This window comes from Edaphobacter paludis (genome assembly GCF_039993895.1).
In the GTDB taxonomy this organism is placed as follows: Bacteria; Acidobacteriota; Terriglobia; order Terriglobales; family Acidobacteriaceae; genus Edaphobacter; species Edaphobacter paludis.
Window position 1 is genome coordinate 2579269 of record NZ_CP121194.1, and the last position, 21403, is coordinate 2600671.

Sequence of the window (21403 nt, forward strand, 5' to 3'; positions counted from 1 at the left end):
GCCTGCGACTTAGTTCTCTTCAGAACGAAGATTGATGCCGGTCATCTCTTTCGGCTTTTCGAGACCGAGCAGCGTCAGGATGGTCGGAGAGATGTCGCGCAGGCTTCCGCCGGGGCGAAGGATGCGGTGATGGCTTGTGTTCGCTTCATCGTTGACGAGTATGAAGGGTACTGGGTTGGTGGTGTGCGCCGTGTGCGGGCCACCAGTCGCTGGGTCGATGAGCATCTCGGCGTTGCCGTGGTCGGCGGTGACGAGAAGCGATCCTCCGCGCTGCTTGATTGCCTGATAGATGCGACCTAGCTGCGTATCAACGGTTTCGACGGCGCGAATGGTGGGTTCGAGTTTGCCAGAGTGACCAACCATGTCGGCGTTGGCGAAGTTGACGATGATGACGTCGAAGGCGGTGTCGTTGACGGCTTTGACTACAGCGTCGGCGATGCCGGATGCAGACATCTCAGGCGCGAGGTCGTAGGTGGCGACTTTTTGTGAAGGAATGAGAACGCGGTCTTCGCCGGGGAATGGCTTTTCGATTCCGCCGTTGAAGAAGTAGGTTACGTGCGCGTATTTCTCTGTCTCGGCTACGCGGAGGTTGCGGAGATTGGCTTGAGCCAGCACGTTGGCCAGCAGGTTGTCCATCGACTCGGGCTGGATGACGATGGGCAGCTTGAAGTTTTTGTCGTACTGCGTCATGCAGACGTAGTGGATGTTCTTCGGCGCGCGGGCGCGAGGAATTTCGGCTTCTAGCTCGGCGGCCTTGGGCAGATCGTTGGCGTCGCTGGCCGTGAGACCGCCGGGGACGTCGCAGTTGCGGGCGAGCAGGCGGGTGATCTGACGGGCGCGGTCGGCGCGGTAGTTGAAGTTGACGCAGACGTCGTTGTCGCGGATGAGGCCGACTGAGTTGCCGCTCGCATTCACCACGGTGAACGGTGGGATGAACTCGTCGGTGATGTCGTTGTTGTAGAGCTCTCGCACGCGTGCGACGGCGTCGTGATAGCTGCCGCCCTGGGCCGTCCCGGTGACCATGGCCTCGAAGGCTTGCAGCTCCTTCTCCCAACGCAGATCGCGGTCCATCGCGTAGTAGCGGCCGGAGACGGAGGCGAGTTGACCGACACCGATCTCGCGAAGTTGTTGCTGCAATGCTTCGAGATGACCTGCTCCGCTGTTGGGCATGGTGTCGCGGCCGTCCATGAAAGCGTGGACGAAGACGCGGGTGAGGCCGTGTTTCGCGGCCATGCGCAGCAATGCGTAGAGGTGGCGCTGGTGCGAGTGGACGCCGCCGTCGGAGAGCAGGCCGAAGAAGTGGAGGCCAGCTTCGCGTGATGCGGCGAGGGTGAAGGCGGCGGTGAGAACGGGATCGCGGAAGAGGGTCTCGTCAGCGATGGCGGTGTCGATGCGCGTCATGTCCATGCGGACGATGCGGCCTGCACCGAGGTTGAGATGGCCGACCTCGGAGTTTCCCATCTGGCCGTCGGGAAGACCGACGAAGTGTTCGCTGGCGCGGATGAGGGTGTTGGGATAGGTGGTCAGCAGCTTGTCGTAGACGGGCTTGCGGGCGAGAGCGATGGCGTTGCCGTTGGTCTCGGCGCGATAACCCCAGCCGTCGAGGATGGTAAGAACGATCGGTTTGTTTGACATGGTTTAGGTCAGGATAACAAGAGTGAGCGCCGCCATGCTGCGAGTGCGCGCAAGCTGCGACAGCCTGAAGACTCGAGAGGGTTGTGGGCTGCTGTTGGCTTGGGTGGCGCGGGCTTGTAGAAGACGAGTCAGGGTGTGATGAAGTCGATGGGGCAGAAGAGAGTTTGGGTCTCTCCTCCAGATGGGTTTGTGCCACTTCACCCACCTTAGCGACGATGAAGCCGTCGCGAAGATGGGGCACGCCGTTTCGGGCTTCGTTGGGATTGATTGCGGGTTTAGACCGTGGCGGTAGACCTGCTTCGGCACGGCGATACATTTCTTGAACCTCGGCGATTGTGTAGCCGGAGGCTAATCTCATGCCTTGTTTTGCTTCGTTATCGATCTCCGCTTTCGATTCTGCTTCCAGGATTTCTTCTTCGATGACTTCTTCTTCCACGACCTCTCCCTGTTCGCCGATGATGGCGCGCGGAGCGAGATTACCCAGCCGGGGATGAGCGATCACTCGTTCGACTGGCACGACGTCCTCGTCGGTGGGAGCTTCTTTGGGCAGGCTGAGACTTGCGATCTGAAGACCGTAGAGGAGCAGGCCGGCGCGTTTGCTGTCGATGGCGCAGGAGGCAACGCGTTGAAGAACCTCGGCGATGGAGGCCAGAATGGAGCTGCGGTCTTCGATCCGAGGTAGCTCAAAGTCGGACATGCGGGCGCGGCGGGAACGGAGATCATCGACGGCGCGACGAGTGGTGTGGTGGTAGTAGCAGAACTCTTCGTGGCGCAGGCAGGGACTGCCGCAACGATGGCCATCGATAAAGATGTGGCGGCAACGATAGCGTTTGAGCTTGTCTTCAGTTATCTCGGCGATTTGGTCTGGCATGGTGTATCCCCCTCTGTACTTAAGGTCCTAAAGTCTTCAAAAGAAATTGGTTAAGTCTGGACTTCCGAACTCGTGCGGTTAAATGCAAAAGCCCGGCACGAGGCCGGGCTTATTTGCTTGCTGTTTCAATTATAGTGAGTCGACTAGAACTCTTTTGCAATTTTATGTTGTTGATTTCTTAGGGAGTTGCACGATTTAGGGCTTGACAAGTTTTCCACAGTGGGCGGGATGGATAAGAGGCATACCCCAGGGGCTAAAGCCCCCTTTTGTCGGCTTCGCAGAGAGAGGGCCAAGGCTGAAGCCTTGGCGTACCTAGAGGCCAGCGGAGAAGACTGCTCATCCCTTAACCAAGTCAGAAAATGTTGAGAACGACCAGCAAACTATGACAATAATTACTTTTGATCCGCCGCGCTTGCAGGAACCTGAGCCGCCTCATACTTCTTTTTGGCAGCTTCTATTTCGTCCTTATGCCGCAAGTAAACCTCACGTCCAACCTTCTGTCCCGCCTCACGCAACTGATCACCGGCGAAGGATTCAATAAAGGGCTGAGACTGAAGCAGATGTTGGCCGGCGGGCGACTTGTAAAAAGCGATGACAGCACCCATCTCTTCTTCGGAAAAATATCGCTGGTAGGCGGGGATAAACGCGGACTCGAGATCGATGTTCCCGATGGACGTTTTCATATCATCCCAGAACGCCGTAGGGAGATAGGGCGCGGAGCTTGACTGCATCCCGTTAACCATCTGAAACATGAGTTTATGCGCTGTTTCTATTGCGTGTGTAAGCCTGTAGTACTCATGAATCTGCTCCACCGTGGCTGGATGAGCAGGGACAAGATCTTCGGAAGGTGCCTTCGTGGTTTGGGTCTGTGGGCTGGGAGTTGCGGCAGGAATGGGCTGCGAGGTCTGCGCACTGACAGAGGCGGCCAAGGAAATAACGAGGATTACAGCGCAGCTTTTGAGTTGATTCGGCATTCGCAGAGCATACCTCAAGGCTCGACGATTTCGCTGCGGAATATTCCGCAAATTGCAGCCGTGCCCTTTTTGCTGTGGGCACGGCTTCAATGTTGGTTGATTTGGTTATCTGCCGAAGTTGACGGACTCGATGCCGAGGAATTCGGCGGACTGGCCTAGCTCTTCTTCGATGCGGAGGAGCTGGTTGTACTTGGCGATGCGGTCGGTGCGGCTGGCTGAGCCGGTCTTGATCTGTCCGGCGCCGGTGCCTACGGCGAGGTCGGCGATGAAGGTATCTTCGGTTTCGCCGGAGCGGTGGCTGATGATGCTGGTGTAGCCAAAGCGACGGGCCAGTTCAATGGCTTCGAGGGTCTCCGACACGGTGCCGATCTGGTTGACCTTGATCAGGATGGAGTTGGCGACCTTCTGCTCGATTCCCTGCTGCAGGCGGGCGGTGTTGGTGACGAAGAGGTCGTCGCCGACCAGCTGCACGATGCCGCCGATCTGGTCGGTGAGGAGCTTCCAGCCATCCCAGTCATCTTCGGCGAGGCCGTCTTCGAGCGAGACGATAGGATACTGACGCACCCATGACTCCCAGAATGCGGCCATTTCGGCGGAGGTCTTCTCGGACTTGTCGGACTTCTTGAAGACGTACTTGCCGGTGTCCTTGTTGTAGAACTCGCTGGCGGCGGGATCGAGCGCGATGCTGATCTCTTCGCCGGGCTTGTAGCCGGCGAGTTGAATGGCTTCGAGGATTAGCTCGATGGCTTCGGCGTTCGATTTGAGGTTGGGAGCGAAGCCGCCTTCGTCGCCGACGGCGGTGTTGTAGCCCTTCTTCTTGAGCACGCCCTTGAGGGTGTGGAAGACTTCGGTGCCCCAGCGGAGCGCGTCGGAGAAGGTCTCAGCGCCTACGGGCATGACCATGAACTCCTGGAAGTCGACGTTGGAGTCGGCGTGCGAGCCGCCGTTCAGGATGTTCATCATCGGGGTGGGCAGAAGACAGGCGTTGACGCCGCCGAGGTAGCGGTAGAGCGGCAGCTTGAGGGCCTCAGCCGATGCGCGGGCGCAGGCCATGGAGACGGCGAGGATGGCGTTGGCTCCGAGCTTGCCCTTGTTCTCTGTGCCGTCGATCGAGATCATGGTGGCATCGATGAGGCGCTGGTTGGTGGCGTCCATGCCGGTGAGTTCGGGTGCGAGGATCGACTCTACATTTTCGACTGCGTTGAGAACGCCCTTGCCAAGATAGTGGTCCTTATCGCCGTCGCGAAGTTCTACGGCCTCGTGCTCGCCGGTGGAGGCTCCGCTGGGAACTGCGGCGCGCCCTCTGGCTCCGCCGTCGAGGATGACGTCGGCTTCGACAGTGGGGTTTCCGCGGGAGTCGAGGATTTCGCGTGCATGGATAGAGACGATCTCGGTCATGTTGCTCCTATAGTTTGAGTTTTGGTGGTGCTGGGCGACGACGCGATGCATCAGGCGCTCATTCAATTTCGGGCGGCGGTCGACACGGACAGGAGCACCGCCAGTTGCGGCGATTGTCTGCACCAATCCTGCGTCGGGAGAGCTCACTCACTGGATTTTAGCAAAGCATTTCGAAACCCGGCTGAATGTGGCGTGAATCGCAGGAAATGAGTTGTTTGTTTCGTGGAGACGGTAGTAGCATGTTCGATTCCCTTTCGCCAGATTTGTTCCTCAAAGCAGGCGTTAGCCTCTAACCTTCTGTTTAATAGCCTGTCTAAAACTCAGGCCGGAAACTGCTCCCGAGGAACTGCCATGAAGCTACCCATTGCGACCGCCGCTCTCGTTTTGATCACGATCCCCGTTATTGCACAGGATGCGCGGACCGGCGTTTCTACGCCTCCAGCGGTGGACATTACGACGACCAGCGATGACAGTCCGGCGAGTCCTGCGCTGAAGCCGCGCGTACCCGATGCGAAGCCCTCGGCGGCTGTACCGGCGGCGACGAATTCAACGGGCTCTGGGGCCTATGGGCCTTATGTGCCTTATCGTGCGGCTGGGAGTGCCGCGCCAGCGCCAACTACTTCTGCAGCCTTTGATCCCGATGCGAGTATTGTGACGACCACCATTCCTGATACATCGGAGGCGGCGGACTCTCCGGCTCTCAATGCGGACATCGTGACCAGCGTTCCGGAGCGTGAAGGTGAGATTCGCGAAGGGACATTGCTGAAGGCGCGCATCACGCAGGGCCTCTCGACGACGGGCACGCTCGAAGGCTCACCCTTTTCGGCTTCGCTGACTGAACCTGTCGAGAAGGATGGCCGAGTGATTCTTCCCATCGGGTCGATGGTCGAAGGTCGCGTGACCGAAGTTCGCAGCGGACGGCGCATCTCGGGGCGGGCGGCACTGCATCTTCAAGTAAACAATGTGACGCTGCCGGACGGCTCGCAGTATGTCATTCATGCGCAGTTGATCGATACGGACCAGATGGACCATAGCAATGTTGACAGCGAAGGCACGCTGGTTCGCAGGGACCACGTAAGGAAGACACTCGCCGCGATGTCCGTAGCTACCGGCGGCGCTGCTGCTGCGGGCGCGATGATGGGCGGAGGCGTCGGGGCGCTGGTTGGTGCGGGAATTGGCGCAGGGGCGAGCACGGTTCTCTGGTTGAAGCAGGACCGGCAAGAGGCGCTTCCGAAGGATTCGCTTTTGGTTTTCAGTCTGACGACGCCGATGGTACTGAAGCCAACAAGTGATCGTACGATGAGCAGCATGGCCGCACCGCACGAGGTTCCCTATACTGCGGTGGCTACGGTTCCTGTTCAGTAGCTGGAAAGTTACTGGACGCGGATAGCAGGGACAAGTTTGTCTAAAAGAGGCTGCTGTTCTTCGCGGATATACTTTCGTGCTTCCTCGATGGAAAACCAGCGACCCCTATCGATTTCAGGGATTTCGAGTTGATGCCCGGAACGTGGAGGCCATTCGATCTGACAGGTGTTGCTCGTCAATTGGAGGGGATCGCAATCGCCTTCAAATGCCCACACCGTTACCACCTTTCCGCTTTTTTGTTGGACCGTGCCCAGATCGGCAAATTCTCCAGTCGCCACAAAACCAGTTTCTTCTTCAAACTCGCGCCGCGCAGCAGCAAGGGGATTTTCGTCTGGTCCATACTCGCCCTTGGGAATCGTCCACGCGCCTTTGTCTTTCCTGGCCCAGATGGGTCCGCCGGGATGTACCAGAAAGACCTCCAGTTCATTGGTCAATTGGCGATACATCATCAGTCCTGCGCTGCGCTTCGGCATTTGTAGAGACCTTAACAGTTCTTCGAGAATTTCTCATCTTGTTGCGGTTATAAAAATCACTCGTTGGAACGAAAGTGTTAGCGGACGCCCTCCTCGATGAGGGCGACGCCCCACGGGGGTAGAACGATCGTGCTATTTTGAGAGACCGCTTCACCGGAAAGCAGGTTCTTTCCCTGTGGCATGACATAGGGGATGCGAGCCGGAGAAGCCGAATAATTCAAGAGGTAGTGAACAAGGTGGCCATCGGTCAGTCTGCCGCTGCGCATGATCGTCGGGAAGTGGAGCGCTTGCTGCGGTCCCCAGAGACCGGCACGTTTGACACTTTCCTCCACAATCTTCTCTACAAGTGCATCGCTGGGCATGAAGCCGACGTAGGTGACCTCGCCCTTGCCATAGTTGTTGCGGACGATGGCTGCGTACTTGCCCCAAACTGGATGATGGTAGCGGGCGATGGTGGTGGCTGTCGTGGGCGTGAGCAGCTCCATCCACCAGCGTGCGGTATTGTCAGCAGCGCCGACGTGGTACGGATCACTCTCCAGCGTGACGCCCTCGGGGATGGTGAACACTCCTCGTAGTAGGCAGCACCGAAGAGGATCGTCTGCTGATCCTGATGAGATTGCGCAATGGCGGGGAATGCATTCGTAACAGCCAAAGCGGCGGAGATAGCGAATTTTAGCAACCGACGTTTGATCATGGGGTGTTTTTGCCGTAGAGGTTGCAGGAGGTGAAGGGAGCAAGCGCCTGTATTGAGAGGCGCTGCTTCGATGAAATTGTGACCTTTGAGGTTTCTTTTTAGAGAGACATCTTTACGTCTGCTGGTAGAGGCGATAGCTCTCGTTGTTGATCTCTGAGTAGGGCACCATGCGTACTTTGCCAGATCCGGTTGCGACCTCCCAGGCTGAAGAGTTGCCGATGCGCTGGGCAGCAAGGAGTTGATTGCGGGTGATGGTTTGGGCGACGGGGTCGATGGCGAAAAGCGCAACCGGGCCATAGAGGAGAGCGACGAGATTCTGGTGGCGATCGTCGATGGGGGAGAGACGCAGCGGCATGTCGAGAGAAAGTTCGATGTGGTCACCGTCTTTCCAGGTGCGGTCGAGATTGGCCCAAGTGCCGGGGGTGAGAGCGGTGTCGATGGCGTTGCCGTTTACAGTCACCTTTGTTTGATGGCCAGCCCATGCTGGGACACGCAGAGCAATGGTGAAGCGTTCGGGATGGGTGAGTGCAAGATGCATACTGGCGTCTCCGTTCGCCGGGTATTGGGTGTGCTGGGTGAGCGAGACATGCGCGCTTCCCTGCTGCCAGGTGATGCGCGACGGGACGTAGAGGTTGACATTGATGCCTTTGGCGCTGCGCAGGTAGGAGCTAATGCCGTAGTCGGCGGTGAGCTGCGGGAAGGTGCCGGAACAGCAGGGCCACTTCTGTTCGTAGTAGACCTTCTTCGCATCGTGGTTATAGTCGGCGTAGTAGAAGCTGACGCCGTCTGGCTGGATGGGGCGAGCACCGAGGATGGTGTTGTAAAGTACGGTCTCCATGCTGTCGCCGTAGCGGCTATCGCCGGTAACGCGCATGAGGTAGCGAGTGATTTTGAAGTGGCCGTAGGCGCCGCAAGGAGTCTCGAAGCTGCTGTGGGTGGAGGCGAGACTTTCGGCGAGGCCGTTGCCGTCGGGCTGCTGGAAGGTCTCGTTCGGTCCCCAGCCTCCGGTGGCGAAGCTTTGCTGTTGAACGAAGGCGAAGCCGTTGCGGGCGGCGGTAAGGTGCTTCCGACTGCCATCCGTAAGGTAGGACTGCATAGCAGAGCAAAGGGCATTGACGTGGCTGTAGGCGTGTTGGCCGGGGAGCACGTTTTTGTTTTCGGAGAGCGGGCCGAAGTAGGTGTCGTCTTCGAGGAAGCGTCGGGCGAGTAGACGATAGCGGTCGCCTGCTCCGCGCTGATAGGCGAGATAGAAGTTTTCGGGCAGGGTGTAGGTCTCGTCCCAGGTGAAGGAGATGTTCTTATGAGGGCGAGCCAACATCTCTTCGCGGTTGAGAGCTTTGGGCGGAAGAAAGGGGAGGACAGCATCCGTGGCGCGATTGAGAACGGCGAGAGCGTGGGGGTCGCCGGCGAACTGATGAGCGTCGATGAGGCCGCAGTTGGTCTTGTCGAAGGTGTAGGCGGGAATGCAGTAGTCGTCGTAAAACTTCTTGCTGACGGTAGGAGAGAAACCGGCGACGAGTCGTTGGACCTTAGCCTGAGTGGCCTTGTCTCCGGTGACTGCGTAGGCACGAGCGAGACCGGAGAGATATTGGCCGAAGCTGTGGCCCGGGATGTAACCGGTCATGTCTTTGGGCGGATCGAAGAGGGGGGATGGCGAATACCAGCCACCCATGTCTTCGCCGGGCGCGGGGAGACCGGAGAGCTGACGGAAGGGCTTGAGGAGGCTGTCTTCGTTGAGATTGAGGAAGAGCTGGTGGTTGTGGCGGAACTGCTCAAGCATGGGACCGTCGAGAAGCTGGACATCCTGATATTCGAACTGCGTCAGCGGCGTCGCAGATGTCATCGCTGCAGACGACGCAGCAAATGCAGGCGTGCTGCGAAGGACAGCGGCACCGGCAGCCAGGGCTGCGCTACTTTTGAGGAAAATTCGACGGGTTGGCTTGGGCATAAATGGAATCCTCGTGTCGGTGGGGTTGTGCCGTTAATGAGATTGAGAAATCGTTTACTTTTTATTCCCGCCTAAGAATGCTTCACGAAACGGGATGAGGTTACCACTGCCGTATTGCAGGTGTAAACCTCATCCTGTTTGACGTGCTCCGCAAGAAATAAAGAGGAACACTAATGGGCTGGCGTTGCGGGAGGGGCCTCCTGCAGTGCGTACTTTGTATGACCCTGCTGATTGTGCGCCTTAGCGTTCTCAAGTTGTTTGACGAGCAATGCTGCCTTGTCCGCGTGCTTCAATTTGTGTTCGGCGAGAAGCTCCTGATAGATGGCGGCTTCATCGTAAGGATCGATCTTAAGAGCCTCGTGGGCTTGAGCGACCACACCTTCAAAGTCCTTGCTCCGCATGAGAAGAACGCAGAGAAGATCGTGCGCGGGAAGGTAGGCCGGTTCGAGCTTAACGGCGCGCCGTGCCGTAATGAGTGCTTTGTCGTTGAGCTTTTCGTCACCATTCGCAGCCTCAGAGAGCGCCTCGGCATAGAGATATTGCAAGAGAGCGTCATCGGGGTGCAACTGGCTTTGACGAGCGAAGATGGCAATCGCCGCGGCAGGGTCATGCTTCTGGCTGAAGAGCATCCCCATCGCGTCCTCCGCGAAAGACAACTGTGGATCTAGACGATGCGCCTCTTCAAAATCGCTGAGAGCGGCGTCCATTTGCGTCATCTGCTCTTCGAGAACGCCGCGGGCGAGATAGAGGCGCGCCTCTTTCGGAAGCTGTTTGATGCCGAGGGTCATGAAATCGACACCGACCTTGAAGGCGCCGTGATTAAAGCAGACAACAGAGAAATCAAGATAGGCAGTGATATTTTGGGGATTGAGCTCAAGCGCTTTGCGGAACCATTCGACCGCTTTGGGAGTGTCGTTATCGGCTTCGGCGATTTGGGCGGCGAGCAGGAAGGCACTGCTGTCGCGAGAATCCATGCCGAGTAGAGGTTGAAGCGTGCTGAGCGCAGCCGGTCGGTCCTTTGCGGCATCCTGGGCATATGCGAGGGCAGTTCGGTTCTCGCTTGTATCTGCGAGAGCAAGTAATTGTGTGAACAGCGGGACCGCCGCCGCTGGCTGATCGAGAGAGATGAGGCACTCGCCATATTGCCGTAACGCAGGAATGTTTCCGCGGACAAGATTGGGTGCCTTGGCATAGTTTTCTACTGCGCCGGAGCAGTCGCCTGTGAGTGCATCGATTGCTCCGAGCATGGCATAACCGGTCTGGTCGGTGGGGCGAAGCTTGATGGCCTGAAGGACGAGGTTCTTTGCTTGCGGCTCGTGGAGTTGAAACGCCGTTTCGGCTGCTCCCTCAACTGCGGCAACGGACTGCGGACAATGTGTTGCGGCGGTCTGGAAAGCTTTGAAGGCAGGTTCGACCTTGGACTGTTCTCGCAGAGCAATGCCGAGCATGACACGAACATTGCAGTCGCGGGGAGCGGCAGTGAGATACGTTATTGCGGATTGTTCGGCCTGCTGGAACTGGCGGGTCGTAAGGAGTCTATAAATCTCCTGTTTTTGCACCTGAGGCGGCTGCGCAAAAGATAGGGGAGAAGAGACGAAGAGAAGCAATAAAGCAGTGGCACCTATTGCTGCAGAACGTGCTTGTGTCCAGTCCAGGCTCATAGCTCCTACGATAACCCGGTTGAGGAAAAAAGCGGAGGTCGATGGTAGATCGACCGTGGCGATAGTGATCGTCCGTTGAATTAGAAGGTTGGATTAACCCCTCGTCTTCAGTTGCTCCTCTCTCGTGGATGTAGACCTTCGCCACCCTGGAACGTGGACAGGTCTATGGGGCGCAAAATTGATAACTGTTTTAGCACTGTGACTTGCGTCACATTTAAGTCGAGGCAGTTGCGTAAAACTCTACAAGTAACTGCTCCTTCTTTTGGAGGGCCGTAACAGAAATAGGTAAGGTAGCTCTCAACGACAGGATTGCGCGTCATCGCGACTTCTGCAAGGTACGGGCCCAACCGGGCGAATCTCACGGAGATACCCAAAGCTCGCGGAAAGAGAGGTTACGCAAATGTCTGCCTCAGGCGATCCATCATCTTCAAATGTGAAAGAAGCAGTCGACCTTACCCTCTCTGGAATTGTTTTGGCAACGGCACTGTCGCACCCGCAGTGTTCGCCGATTTTACTTTTTCACGCCTTGTTCCTGGAGGCTACATGACAGACAGATCGCGGAGACTATCGCTATGGGACATCTCTTAAGCGGTTCATATCGCCCTCTATTTCGGTTAAGCCTCTGTTGCGCTTTGGTTTGTTTTCTCTGCATCGGCTTGTCTGGCGAGACAGGAGCCGCGTCCGAGACTCAGCCATCTGGGACGAAGGGAACAAGTCAGAAATCGCACACGGGCGAGAAGTCCACAACTCCTAAACAAAAGGCTAATCTGAACCAAGCTACGGTCACGCCTCTGGCGTCCAGTGTCCCAGTGGCTGTCTGCCACCTTGATAAATGGAGCTGCGAGCTGCTTCCTGACCGCAAGCAGCTGATGTGCATGGATAGTAATCAGTCGAGCAATGACTGCTCGGCTCCGGCATGGACAGCATTCGCTATAGCCTCGTGCAAGACACAATTGCCGGCGGATACATTCGATTACGACAACACCTCGGCCGTGAATGCGACACAGGTCGTGAATGAACTGGGAAACCCCACACCATTCACGCTTACTGCAGTAGGTCAGCAAACCGTTGTCATCGCGCGCAGTGAACCTACCAATGCCAAGATGGGCAAGAGCAAAGACGATGACGACAAAGCCTTGCGCACGATTATTCAGACGTGGCTCCCACTCTTGATCAACGCCGAAGCGAAAGTGTCGTTTCAGCTTAAAATCCCTCACGCGAGCGCGCTGGGAGACCCGGCGGCACGCATCAATGGGCTCTCATCGCGATTTTTCAAGGCAGCAAATGAGGGGGACAGGGTGCGGATCGTCGTTTCGGGATCGCCCACCTGCCAGGACCTTTATACGTATCTTGATATGGTGCAGAGGATTGCATGGACGACGCACTCCGAGTCGCCTGTGGCCCGGGTCTATTCGCTGGATGCACCAACCGCGTCAAGCCTGCTGAACTCCGCTGCTCCCGGCCTTAAGGCATCTGAGGGCAATAAGGGCAAATTGCCGTCCAATGAAAAGAGCGCTGTTACGAAGAACGAGGATGCCTCCAGCAACGACGCTAGTCACGATACCAGCAAAGATACGAACGCGACATCGGCGGACGGCCAGGAGTCGGGGGGCGGGAAGTCCTCGAATAAGACCGCCAAGGCGCCGGCTCCCGCGACGTCATCTAACGACGATACTGCTAGCCCTGACGAGACGAAGAAGAGCTCAAGAGAAGACGGGTCATCAGCCCCCAGGCAGTCACCGACAACGGCTGCGGGCGACCTGATCGTGTTTGCCGAAGGAGCGAATCTGGGAGATGACTCGGCGATCACTGAGCAGAAGCGCGTTCTGGCTCTTCTCGACCTGCCGCGTCCGGAGATGATCATTAACGGATGGGTGCTGCAAAACTCGACCAAGGACGGCTCCAAGTTTGGCGAAGCGAACCAAGTGATCCGTCAGACAGTCGACGATCACAACGCGGCGCTGCAACGAACCATTCTGATTGGGTGGAACTATCTCAAGCAGGCAATCGCTGACAAGAACTATTTTGATCCCGACTTTTACGAATATCTCACCGGAGCGACCGTCATCGACAATGCGGATTACTTCGATTCGTCCCAGTCTGAGCTGCAACAAAGGCTCTCGCTGGCACATAAGGTAACTGTCACTGGCGAATCCGTTCGTCAGGTTTGCCCGATCGGTCAGTATTGCCTGGGATACACAACACTTTTCCAGCCGCTGCAACCGCGGCTCACCAACCTCGTGCTGGCGATCATCGCCGCCCGCGATCCTGTCAAAGCGGCAAATTGTGCCATCAACCGGACCGAGGGCGTAGACGATGCGAATGACGACGACTGCCATGCGACGGTGCCGCTTTCAGATGGCGGGCATGAATGGGCGAATATCATCAGGACCGACATTCCCATGAGCCATTCCGACAGCAACCGTCTCACTGAGACCAAACTTATCGAAAAACTAGCCCGAATAATGAAGCTCGTGAAAGATGTAAACGATCATAATTTGGCGCTTGATCATGTTTCGTTTTGCGAGACGGCCGACCAGATCGGCATATTGCGGCAAGAGGTGCAGAATTCAGAATCAAAGACAGTTCAGACGCCTACGAGATTCTATCTAGAGTGCTTCCGGCGCACAGCCACGTTGATGCTGAACAGCGCAGGGACACAGGGAGCGCAACCGAGCTCACTTGGGCTGACGCGACGCGCCATCGCTGACTTTTTATTCAACTACAAGATGAGTCAGCAATATCCGCACGAGTTCACTGGTTACGATTTGACCCAGAGCGCCGACGCTTTCAACAGTGCGTTGAGTCCTTTGATCGATGCCTTCAACCGTGATTTGATGGCCTACCAAAGTTATCTGCGAACGAAGCTTCAGGTCGTCCTCATGGAGAAGCGCATCGCCAGCAAAGACGGGTTTTTGAATGATGGCATCGTTTCGGTCGCCGTGGTTTCCGGGCACAAAGCTTCGGTCGACACTACATCCATGAGTTACCTGGACGACAGCGTCGCGCCCGAATTGGGCACGTTGGCGAGTGCGTTAAGCGGCAGCTTAACTGGTAGCGGCGGGGGCAAATCGGAGCAAGAAAGCTCAGGAGGCAAAGCGGCAGTGAAGGCGTTCGCCACCGTCGGGAGTGGCGGCATCTCTACGGAAGCGCAAGCCGCATTGGCAGCGCTCGCAAATTACAAGACAACCAAAATAGGGATCAGCCGGGAATTAAACTTGTCGGTCACTCCGCGCAGTATGGTGGGCGCGTCGGGCGCTGAGATGGACGTTCAGCTCACGTCAGCAGATTCGGCCGCTCCGAAGTACTGGTCGAACGCGAACGCGAGTAAGAACGATCCTGACATCTCCCGGGTCGGGACGCATAGCGTAAATACGCATGTTCGGGTGGACTCAGTGGTGCTGTTCGATCTGTCGTCATTCTCGGTGGTTCTGTCAAAGGGGCGTCCTCTGTTGCCGCTGCTGCCGCCGTTGGTTGAGCTGCCCTATATCAGGACACTGGCCGGCGTGCCGCTGCCAGCTGCGAAGGAATACCACAGCAGTTCGGCTATCGTAAGCGCGGTAGTGGTGCCCACGGCCACCGATCTAGCTTTCGGCATTCGCTTTGTAAGCGATGTCGTGCTTGATAGCAAAGGTGCCGACTGTTTCTGGGGCGTGGCTCGGGATCAGCGCGGGCAGAAACAGCCGGACCGCCAGCACTTTTGCGAGGCCCGCGCAGCGCAGTCTCTCGTCGATCTGGCCAATCAGCCCATACGAGAGTTCAATCGGCGCAAGATTCAATGCTTGGCGACCGAAAACTTCTCATCCCTTCCCGACAACGATTCTGGAGCGGCTCCGTGTGATGGGCTACAGTTTGCGGACGTCCAACACTCAGCGCATTGAGTCCGGGCTGTAACAGCGATGATTACAGACGCCCAGGACTCTGACCTGGAATCAAGGCGCTATTAGGTTTCTGCGAAGACTGTAAGTATTCGAAACCAGCAAATACCCCCGGCAATACAGCCGTAGTCATTTAATAGCGGACAACCATGATTCAGGGAAGAAGTAATCCCAACTGTCCAGAGCTGATGTGTAAGCAAATCAGAATAGCTTGCGAAAATGATCCATTCGAACGGACGGCCCCGCGTTTTTCCTCGCCCTGGGCGGACCGATTATCCGCGGCGCATTCATAATCGAGTGTAATCTGACCGAACGTAGAAGAACGACTAGGTCAAAATCCGCAGAATGCTGCAGATTGCTGAAAGAATGATGTGCACTGTACCGTTTTGTACAGGCCGGTCACTTCCCTGCTCGCAAGTTATTGCAATGATGCGATATGTGGTGCCGGGAGGGGGAATCGAACCCCCATGAGGTTGCCCTCGGCGGATTTTGAGTCCGCTGCGTCTGCCAGTTCCGCCATCCCGGCTGATGGATCTTTTTTATTATATAGTCTCCCAACTTGACGTCCTAATGAACTTCAAGTTCCAGGGTCGCGGTGCAGACAAAGCGACTAGCTGCGATTTTGAATGACCCGTTCATAAATACGAACATATTCCTGTGCTGGCTTGTCCCAGGAGAAGTTCTCGGCCATTCCGCGCTGCATCATCCTTACCCAGGCCTCTTTGTCGTGGAAGGTCGCGAGCGCACGCTGAAGAGCATCGAGCAATGCGTCCGAGTTGTATCCCCAGAACTTGAAGCCGTTTCCTCCACTCATCGGCTGCTCATCAATCGTATCTTCGAGTCCGCCCGTCGCGCGAACCACAGGGACCGTTCCATATTTCAAGCTGTAGATCTGGTTCAAGCCGCATGGCTCGTAACGCGACGGCATTAGAAACATGTCCGAACCCGCCTCGACCTTATGCGCCATCACATGGTCGTACTTCACCTGCACTCGTATTTTTGACGGGTAGCGCCCAGCCATTTCAACCAGCAGACGCTCGTAATACTCCTCACCATTGCCGAGTATCAATAAAATAATATCTTCCTGCACCAGCCGGTCAATGATCTCGACGATAAAGTCAAAACCCTTTTGCGTAGCGAAACGAGAGACCACGCCGATCACGGCCGTCTCATCTCGCACGTCCTTCAGCCCAAAGGCATGCAGCAAATCTCGTCGGCACTCCTGCTTCCCTGCTAGATTATCGGCCGTATAGTGGGCAGCGATATTCGGATCGATAGCAGGATCCCACTCCGCATAGTCAACGCCGTTGAGAATGCCGAACAGGTCGCCGCTGCGCTGCTGCAGTGCGCCCTCAAGACCATTACCGAACTCCGCAGTCTTAATCTCTTCCGCATAGGTGCGGCTGACCGTCGTCAGCGCATCGCAATAAACGATGCCGCCTTTTAGAAAATTGACCATATCGTCTTGCTGGAGTTTGTCGAAGGTAAACATCTCCCAGGGAAGCAGCAGCGTCTCCATCGTCTGCGGCGAAAACCGTCCCTGATAGCCCGCATTGTGGATCGTCAGCACCGCCGGAACGTGCCTCAGCACAGGATCGAAGTAGTAGGTCGAGCGCAACAGCACCGCCAGCATTGCCGTCTGCCAGTCATGCACGTGGAAGACATCTGGTATTCCCATCACCTTCGATGCCTCGATTACAGCGCGGCTGAGCAGTCCAAACCGCTCTGCATTGTCCGGATAGTCCCCCGATGGAGTGGCATAAAAGCTCTCCCTGTCGAAGAACTCTGGACAATCCACAAAATACATCTGCACGCCGTCCGTTACTCCCCCATCGAGGATTCGGACAAAGCGGTTGTAGGACGGATATGGAATCGTCACGCTGGGCAAAATTACCGCAGCATGCGGCATCGCCTTTGCCACCTGGCGGTAGTACGGTATGAACACGCTGACCTTATGGCCCAGCTTCACCAGCGTCCGCGGCAGTGCATTCACCACGTCGCCGAGGCCGCCAGTCTTGGCCCAGGGAGCACACTCCGATGCTGCAAATACGATATGCATTCAGTCGTCCTTTATCTTCCCCACCAAACCGTTAGTCTATACAAAGACCGGCGTGGTCAAACACTCTTCATTGGATGCACATGAAACGCAAGCCCAAATTCGGCCAGAATTTCCTCATCGACGACACCGCGCGTCACGCCATCGTCGGTGCGCTCGGCGACCTTCGCAACCGAACCGTCATCGAAATCGGTCCCGGCCATGGCTCCATCACCGAAATACTGGCAGACCGCTGTCAACGCCTCATCGCGATTGAACTCGACCCTGCACTCGCCGCGGAGTTGACCTTTCGCTTCCGCAACCAGCCACAGGTAGAAATCGTCCAGCTCGACGTTCTCAAAGCCGACGTCCGTGCCCTCGTGCCTGAAGGCGAAACCGCGGACGTCATAGGAAATCTTCCCTACTACATTACGTCGGACATCCTGCTGAAGCTCTTCGCCGCAGGGAGCACCGGCATCATAGCCCGCGCTGTTCTGATGATGCAGCGCGAGGTTGCCGACCGTGTCTCCGCCGCGCCGGGCATCCGCGACTACGGCCTGCTCTCCGCTACCGCGCAGATGAACGCGCAGGTCGAACATCTCTTCACGCTTCCCCCATCAGCATTTTCACCACCGCCCGACGTCTATTCCACCGTACTGCGGCTCCAGTTTGCACCCCGGTTCGCCGAACTCGGCGTGGATGCGGTAGGCTTCGACGCCTTCCTCAAGCAGACCTTCGCCCAGAAGCGTAAGACCCTCCAGAACAATCTCCGCGCCGCCGGATACTCGGCCGAACAGCTTGCCGCAGTATGGCCTGCGAGCATCCCGCCGCAAGCCCGCGCAGAGTCCTTGCCATTGGGGCCAATGGCAGAGCTATATAAGGCGCTCCGATCCAGCGTGGATGTAGTTTAGATATTCCTCACCAGCTATTTATGTGAAGCGGCCGGCTGACTCTCTGTCGAATGCGATGCAGGCGGTGGCGAAGAGTAGTGTGGCTGAGGAGGCGGAGAATAATGAGGCTGTGATGGCTGCGAGTACCGCGGCTGCTGCTGTTGCGGCGCAGGTGGTCTCGTCTCCTGCTGCGGATGAACCTGCCGTTGCTCTGTTGACGGCTGAGGCCGCACCGGCGCTTCCCTTCCCCCGGTGCCGTCTCGAAAATCCATTGGCCTCGCCGGACGCATCACCCCGGGACGCGCTGCCCTGGCCGGAACTCCATGCTGAGGCGAGGCTCCGTTGCCCAGCTCCGGCCGACGACTCGCCCGGTCCACGGGAAAGTCCCGCCGCAGCGATGCGCCCAGTGGGCTAGCTCCCCGGAGAGCGGTAGCGCCCTGCACTGGCCGCAAAGGCTCAACTGTACGCCCGGCGATTGTGCGCGGCCCCTGGTGCATCGGGTGAACCTGCGCTGGGATCGCCAGGGGGTGGCCCACCCGTATGGGATGGGTCCCGCCCGTACTATGCACCGGTATTGGCCTGAACCTGTAGCCACGGGGCGGACGCACGATATTGATCAGATAACCGTCGCCAAAGCCCCAGCCGATAAAGCCGCAATTGCTTCCCGGCAACCATCCCCAGCCAAAGTCATCCCAATACGACCAGTTGCCGCAGCGATACGGCGTCCAGCCCCACGCATACGCCGAAGCCCACACATACCCGCGCCCCGGATACCACACCCAACTTCCGTATCCATATGGATCAAAACCGGGATACATCGCTACACTCGGCTGCCACACCTCGCCCTCGCCCGGAACGTCGTACCAACTCCCATTGGCATCCAGATCGGACCACCCATAGCCCGCCCCTCCGGCATAATCATTACGCGCAGCGGTCTGGTTCGCAGCCTCATTCAACGCGGCCGCATCGCGATCAGTGTTCCACTTGTCCCACGAGTTCTCCGCAATCTCCTTTTGAAGCGAGTAGCGTCCGGTATCGGCAGGGTCACCCGTCAACGTCTCCCCCGCATTCACATTGGTCCTGTAACCCTCGCCATCCGTCGAATCCCCGCTCGACACCTGTGCCGTTCCATCCAGCACCGACACCACGACAGGCGGCTGGTCCATCACAATGCGGACCGTCGCATTTACCACCGGCGAAACCTGCGCACCGACCGCATTCACGCTGTAGACAAACTTCGCCGCAGCACGCAGCTCGGCATAAATCAGCCCGTGGTCCAGGGTAAGGTCGGTGGTCAGATTGCTGTTCGAATCCGCAGTCAGGGCCGTCAAATCCAGCGAGCTATTCGGCGTCAATCGCACCAGGCTGCCATCCTCGAACTCAATCTCGGCCTGGCCATCCTGGCCCGTCGTTACCCGAACCCCCTGCGCCAGCGGCATATTGATCTGCGCCGGGTCGCTCCCCGTATTATCGACGTGGTCGATGGTGACATTGCCTTGAAGAAAGCTCAGCCTCGCCGCGCGTCCGGGCGCATTCGACCTATCCTGCGCGCGCGCCTCTCTGGTCCATCCCGCAAATAGGAGGCATAGTAGCGCTACTACCGCCCAACCCATATACCGTCTCTGCACCCAGGCACCGTCTCTCATGGCAACCTCCGCCCCCACTGTTAGACACTTATCTTTAACCCGAAGGTTCATATCTTGTTGCTGCCCGCCAGTTTCAGCAGATTAGCCGCCTCCAGCCGAACGCGTTCCATCACTGCGTTATCCCCTGCAATGGCGGTCAGCACAGGCGCAATCGTGTTTAGCTCCAATGCATGTCCCGCCGCCGTCTCGCGTTCGAAGATAGTCATCTCCGCATCCAAGCCCAGCCGGTCATACTGGTGCAGAAACGCCAGCCGCCGTCCCTCATCCAGCGTAAGAGCAATGCCGATGAAGGTAGTCGTCAGCTTCTCAACATCTTTGTTGTTGGAATAGTTATAAGTGCACGAACCCGACCCGTCTGTTCCCTTATAGCTCAACGTCTTCTTTCCTGTATCCGCAACCTTCTTCGCATTTGCTGCACAGTCCATATCGAAGCGGTTAAGTTCCCGCGCTGCCTTGAATATGGTTCCGACCGTAGATGAGGTCAGGTTCAGAGTGCGATCGATATGCTTCGCCGACGCGTACTGCAGTGATCTGCCATCGGCTGCCCCTTCGATCTCTTCCGCCTGATAGCTGCCCGAACCGTCCTCCTCCACTCGAAGCGTGAAGCGTGGAACCGGCAATCCCACCCGCTCAAACTGGAAGCTGACCTCGGCCGGCTTCGCAGCAACATTCGGCCCACCGGATTGAGCGGCAAGAGCAATTCCCGAAGACATCGCCAACGTGATCCCAGCGACCATTCGAGCGGCAAACCTCATCACCGTACTCCCTGCAACAAAAGCGTCTGAGCTGTATGGATGTGGCAGATGGCAATCGCCAGCGCATCCGCCGCATCCGCAGAGTCGAGTTCATAGTCGATCTCAAGCAGCCGCTTCACCATAAACTGCACCTGCTCCTTCGCCGCCAGTCCATAACCCACCACCGAACTTTTAATTGAGAGCGGAGCATACTCGGCGACCGGCAGCCCGCAGGTAGCGGCGGCCAGAATCGCCACTCCCCTCACCTGTCCCAGCTTCAACGCCGACTTCGCATTGGCCGAGAAAAATACCTCTTCAATGGCGACAATCTCTGGTTGATGCAACGTCATCAGGCCGACCAGCTCGGTATACACCTGCATCAGACGCAGCGGCGTCTTCTCTTTCTTGCTCAGCCGAATGGTTCCGGCGGCAAGATGAATCAGCTTGGGCATCCGTGCGTCGCAATCTACCTCCACGACACCATAGCCAGTAAACTCCGTGCCGCAATCGATCCCAAACACGCGCATGGGCGAAGTTTACTGCAAATCAGCATCTCCAGCGGCTATCAAGATGGAGTCCCTTCTGATTCCCCGTTACGGAATCATTTCCACCGAATTGCTCCACAATGAAATAGTTGAGAAGGTAAATAAAAAGGCGGAGAAACTGTCTATAACTCTTTTATAAACAATATCTTAACGTTTCGGACATGAAGATGGAAGACTTTACTAGCAAAGTATCGGGAGGAAACCGGAAACGGGCACCAACCATTTCCCGTCTGACGGAAAATCAAAGGACAAATGGAAATCCATTCCGCCTCAACTCTTTTTCAGCCGCTTCACGACCCCGGACAGCGAATGTTCATTCATGGCTGCCACCGCATCATCCCGGACCTTTTTCATCAGTCCAGCCAGCGCCTTGTCCTCTACCGCCAGCCACTCCCCGGCTGTTGCGTTGAACACATCGCCCAAGCCGATCTGCTTGATCGCAACCTTCAGCTTCGCCCCGCCGTTCGGCCCCTTCCGCTGCACAATCAGTCCGGCCTCACGCAGCAGCAGAAAAGTCCGCCGCACCATCACCGCGCTCTCGTTCAGAGTCTCCGCAATCGCAGCCGAGGTATGCATCGCATCCGGCTCACCCGCCAGCACCGTCAGAACCCGCAAACTCAAAGCAAATCGCGCATTTTGTGCCATGAACAAAAAGC

The 21403-nt window shown here is 57.2% G+C and carries 16 protein-coding genes and 1 tRNA gene; 4 read left to right on the top strand and 13 right to left on the bottom strand.

The window, feature by feature from the left end; all coding sequences use genetic code 11:
• Positions 1 to 9 precede the first annotated feature (9 nt).
• Entirely contained in the window at positions 10 to 1635 is a 1626-nt protein-coding gene (gpmI, locus tag P4G45_RS10705; protein ID WP_348266471.1) for a 2,3-bisphosphoglycerate-independent phosphoglycerate mutase, read from the bottom strand.
• 361 nt (positions 1636 to 1996) lie between these two features.
• Between gpmI and P4G45_RS10710 the strand changes: the two genes are divergently transcribed.
• Positions 1997 to 2317, top strand: coding sequence for a hypothetical protein (locus P4G45_RS10710; protein ID WP_348266472.1), 321 nt, complete (start codon positions 1997 to 1999; stop codon positions 2315 to 2317).
• Between the two features lie 581 nt (positions 2318 to 2898).
• Here P4G45_RS10710 and P4G45_RS10715 read toward each other — a convergent pair.
• Together P4G45_RS10715 and eno are read right to left on the bottom strand one after the other, a co-directional pair.
• Entirely contained in the window at positions 2899 to 3480 is a 582-nt protein-coding gene (locus tag P4G45_RS10715; RefSeq protein ID WP_348266473.1) for a DUF2059 domain-containing protein, read from the bottom strand.
• Between the two features lie 105 nt (positions 3481 to 3585).
• Positions 3586 to 4878, bottom strand: coding sequence for a phosphopyruvate hydratase (gene eno, locus P4G45_RS10720; RefSeq protein WP_348269249.1), 1293 nt, complete (start codon positions 4876 to 4878; stop codon positions 3586 to 3588).
• A gap of 351 nt (positions 4879 to 5229) precedes the next feature.
• On the opposite strand from eno, the gene P4G45_RS10725 reads away from it, so the two are divergent.
• Positions 5230 to 6243 (top strand): hypothetical protein, encoded by a 1014-nt coding sequence (locus P4G45_RS10725; RefSeq protein WP_348266474.1) that lies wholly within the window; start codon positions 5230 to 5232, stop codon positions 6241 to 6243.
• A gap of 8 nt (positions 6244 to 6251) precedes the next feature.
• On the opposite strand, the gene P4G45_RS10730 is transcribed toward P4G45_RS10725, so the two are convergent.
• The 4 genes from P4G45_RS10730 to P4G45_RS10745 all read right to left on the bottom strand — a co-directional run bounded on the left by P4G45_RS10730 (position 6252) and on the right by P4G45_RS10745 (position 10917).
• Positions 6252 to 6692, bottom strand: coding sequence for an NUDIX domain-containing protein (locus tag P4G45_RS10730; protein WP_348266475.1), 441 nt, complete (start codon positions 6690 to 6692; stop codon positions 6252 to 6254).
• A gap of 101 nt (positions 6693 to 6793) precedes the next feature.
• Positions 6794 to 7282 (bottom strand): beta-galactosidase trimerization domain-containing protein, encoded by a 489-nt coding sequence (locus P4G45_RS10735; protein WP_348266476.1) that lies wholly within the window; start codon positions 7280 to 7282, stop codon positions 6794 to 6796.
• 240 nt (positions 7283 to 7522) lie between these two features.
• A complete protein-coding gene (locus tag P4G45_RS10740) occupies positions 7523 to 9358 on the bottom strand; it encodes a beta-L-arabinofuranosidase domain-containing protein (RefSeq protein WP_348266477.1) in 1836 nt (611 codons plus the stop codon).
• A 170-nt stretch (positions 9359 to 9528) separates the two neighbouring features.
• A complete protein-coding gene (locus tag P4G45_RS10745) occupies positions 9529 to 10917 on the bottom strand; it encodes a tetratricopeptide repeat protein (protein WP_348266478.1) in 1389 nt (462 codons plus the stop codon).
• 977 nt (positions 10918 to 11894) lie between these two features.
• On the opposite strand from P4G45_RS10745, the gene P4G45_RS10750 reads away from it, so the two are divergent.
• Positions 11895 to 14900 (top strand): hypothetical protein, encoded by a 3006-nt coding sequence (locus P4G45_RS10750; protein WP_348266479.1) that lies wholly within the window; start codon positions 11895 to 11897, stop codon positions 14898 to 14900.
• Positions 14901 to 15336: 436 nt separating this feature from the next.
• Here P4G45_RS10750 and P4G45_RS10755 read toward each other — a convergent pair.
• Both P4G45_RS10755 and glgA read right to left on the bottom strand, forming a co-directional pair.
• Positions 15337 to 15423 (bottom strand) — tRNA-Leu (locus P4G45_RS10755).
• 84 nt (positions 15424 to 15507) lie between these two features.
• A complete protein-coding gene (glgA, locus tag P4G45_RS10760) occupies positions 15508 to 16956 on the bottom strand; it encodes a glycogen synthase GlgA (protein WP_348266480.1) in 1449 nt (482 codons plus the stop codon).
• A 74-nt stretch (positions 16957 to 17030) separates the two neighbouring features.
• Between glgA and rsmA the strand changes: the two genes are divergently transcribed.
• Positions 17031 to 17843 carry a 16S rRNA (adenine(1518)-N(6)/adenine(1519)-N(6))-dimethyltransferase RsmA gene (rsmA, locus tag P4G45_RS10765; RefSeq protein ID WP_348266481.1) on the top strand — a complete coding sequence of 271 codons (813 nt, stop codon included), beginning with the start codon at positions 17031 to 17033 and terminating at the stop codon, positions 17841 to 17843.
• A gap of 14 nt (positions 17844 to 17857) precedes the next feature.
• Here the strand turns inward: rsmA and P4G45_RS10770 are convergent, their stop codons facing one another.
• From P4G45_RS10770 to P4G45_RS10785, 4 genes are all read right to left on the bottom strand, one after another.
• The gene (locus P4G45_RS10770; protein ID WP_348266482.1) at positions 17858 to 19468 is read right to left on the bottom strand and encodes a DUF6600 domain-containing protein; all 1611 of its coding nucleotides are present in this window, start codon (positions 19466 to 19468) and stop codon (positions 17858 to 17860) included.
• Between the two features lie 47 nt (positions 19469 to 19515).
• Positions 19516 to 20223 carry a hypothetical protein gene (locus P4G45_RS10775; RefSeq protein ID WP_348266483.1) on the bottom strand — a complete coding sequence of 236 codons (708 nt, stop codon included), beginning with the start codon at positions 20221 to 20223 and terminating at the stop codon, positions 19516 to 19518.
• A complete protein-coding gene (ruvC, locus tag P4G45_RS10780) occupies positions 20223 to 20729 on the bottom strand; it encodes a crossover junction endodeoxyribonuclease RuvC (protein WP_348266484.1) in 507 nt (168 codons plus the stop codon). Before ruvC ends, P4G45_RS10775 begins: the two co-directional genes overlap by 1 nt.
• Positions 20730 to 21017: 288 nt before the next feature.
• Positions 21018 to 21392, bottom strand: coding sequence for an Rrf2 family transcriptional regulator (locus P4G45_RS10785; protein ID WP_348266485.1), 375 nt, complete (start codon positions 21390 to 21392; stop codon positions 21018 to 21020).
• Positions 21393 to 21403 lie beyond the last annotated feature (11 nt).

Excerpts from the sequence above, each read along its gene's own strand:
- gpmI (WP_348266471.1), bottom strand. The coding sequence starts at position 1,635 with ATGTCAAACAAACCGATCGTTCTTACCATCCTCGACGGCTGGGGTTAT.
- eno (WP_348269249.1), bottom strand. The coding sequence starts at position 4,878 with ATGACCGAGATCGTCTCTATCCATGCACGCGAAATCCTCGACTCCCGC.
- P4G45_RS10740 (WP_348266477.1), bottom strand. The coding sequence starts at position 9,358 with ATGCCCAAGCCAACCCGTCGAATTTTCCTCAAAAGTAGCGCAGCCCTG.
- P4G45_RS10715 (WP_348266473.1), bottom strand. The coding sequence starts at position 3,480 with ATGCCGAATCAACTCAAAAGCTGCGCTGTAATCCTCGTTATTTCCTTG.
- P4G45_RS10770 (WP_348266482.1), bottom strand. The coding sequence starts at position 19,468 with ATGAGAGACGGTGCCTGGGTGCAGAGACGGTATATGGGTTGGGCGGTA.
- P4G45_RS10730 (WP_348266475.1), bottom strand. The coding sequence starts at position 6,692 with ATGATGTATCGCCAATTGACCAATGAACTGGAGGTCTTTCTGGTACAT.
- P4G45_RS10775 (WP_348266483.1), bottom strand. The coding sequence starts at position 20,223 with ATGAGGTTTGCCGCTCGAATGGTCGCTGGGATCACGTTGGCGATGTCT.
- P4G45_RS10750 (WP_348266479.1), top strand. The coding sequence starts at position 11,895 with ATGGATAGTAATCAGTCGAGCAATGACTGCTCGGCTCCGGCATGGACA.
- P4G45_RS10785 (WP_348266485.1), bottom strand. The coding sequence starts at position 21,392 with ATGGCACAAAATGCGCGATTTGCTTTGAGTTTGCGGGTTCTGACGGTG.
- P4G45_RS10725 (WP_348266474.1), top strand. The coding sequence starts at position 5,230 with ATGAAGCTACCCATTGCGACCGCCGCTCTCGTTTTGATCACGATCCCC.
- rsmA (WP_348266481.1), top strand. The coding sequence starts at position 17,031 with ATGCACATGAAACGCAAGCCCAAATTCGGCCAGAATTTCCTCATCGAC.
- glgA (WP_348266480.1), bottom strand. The coding sequence starts at position 16,956 with ATGCATATCGTATTTGCAGCATCGGAGTGTGCTCCCTGGGCCAAGACT.
- ruvC (WP_348266484.1), bottom strand. The coding sequence starts at position 20,729 with ATGCGCGTGTTTGGGATCGATTGCGGCACGGAGTTTACTGGCTATGGT.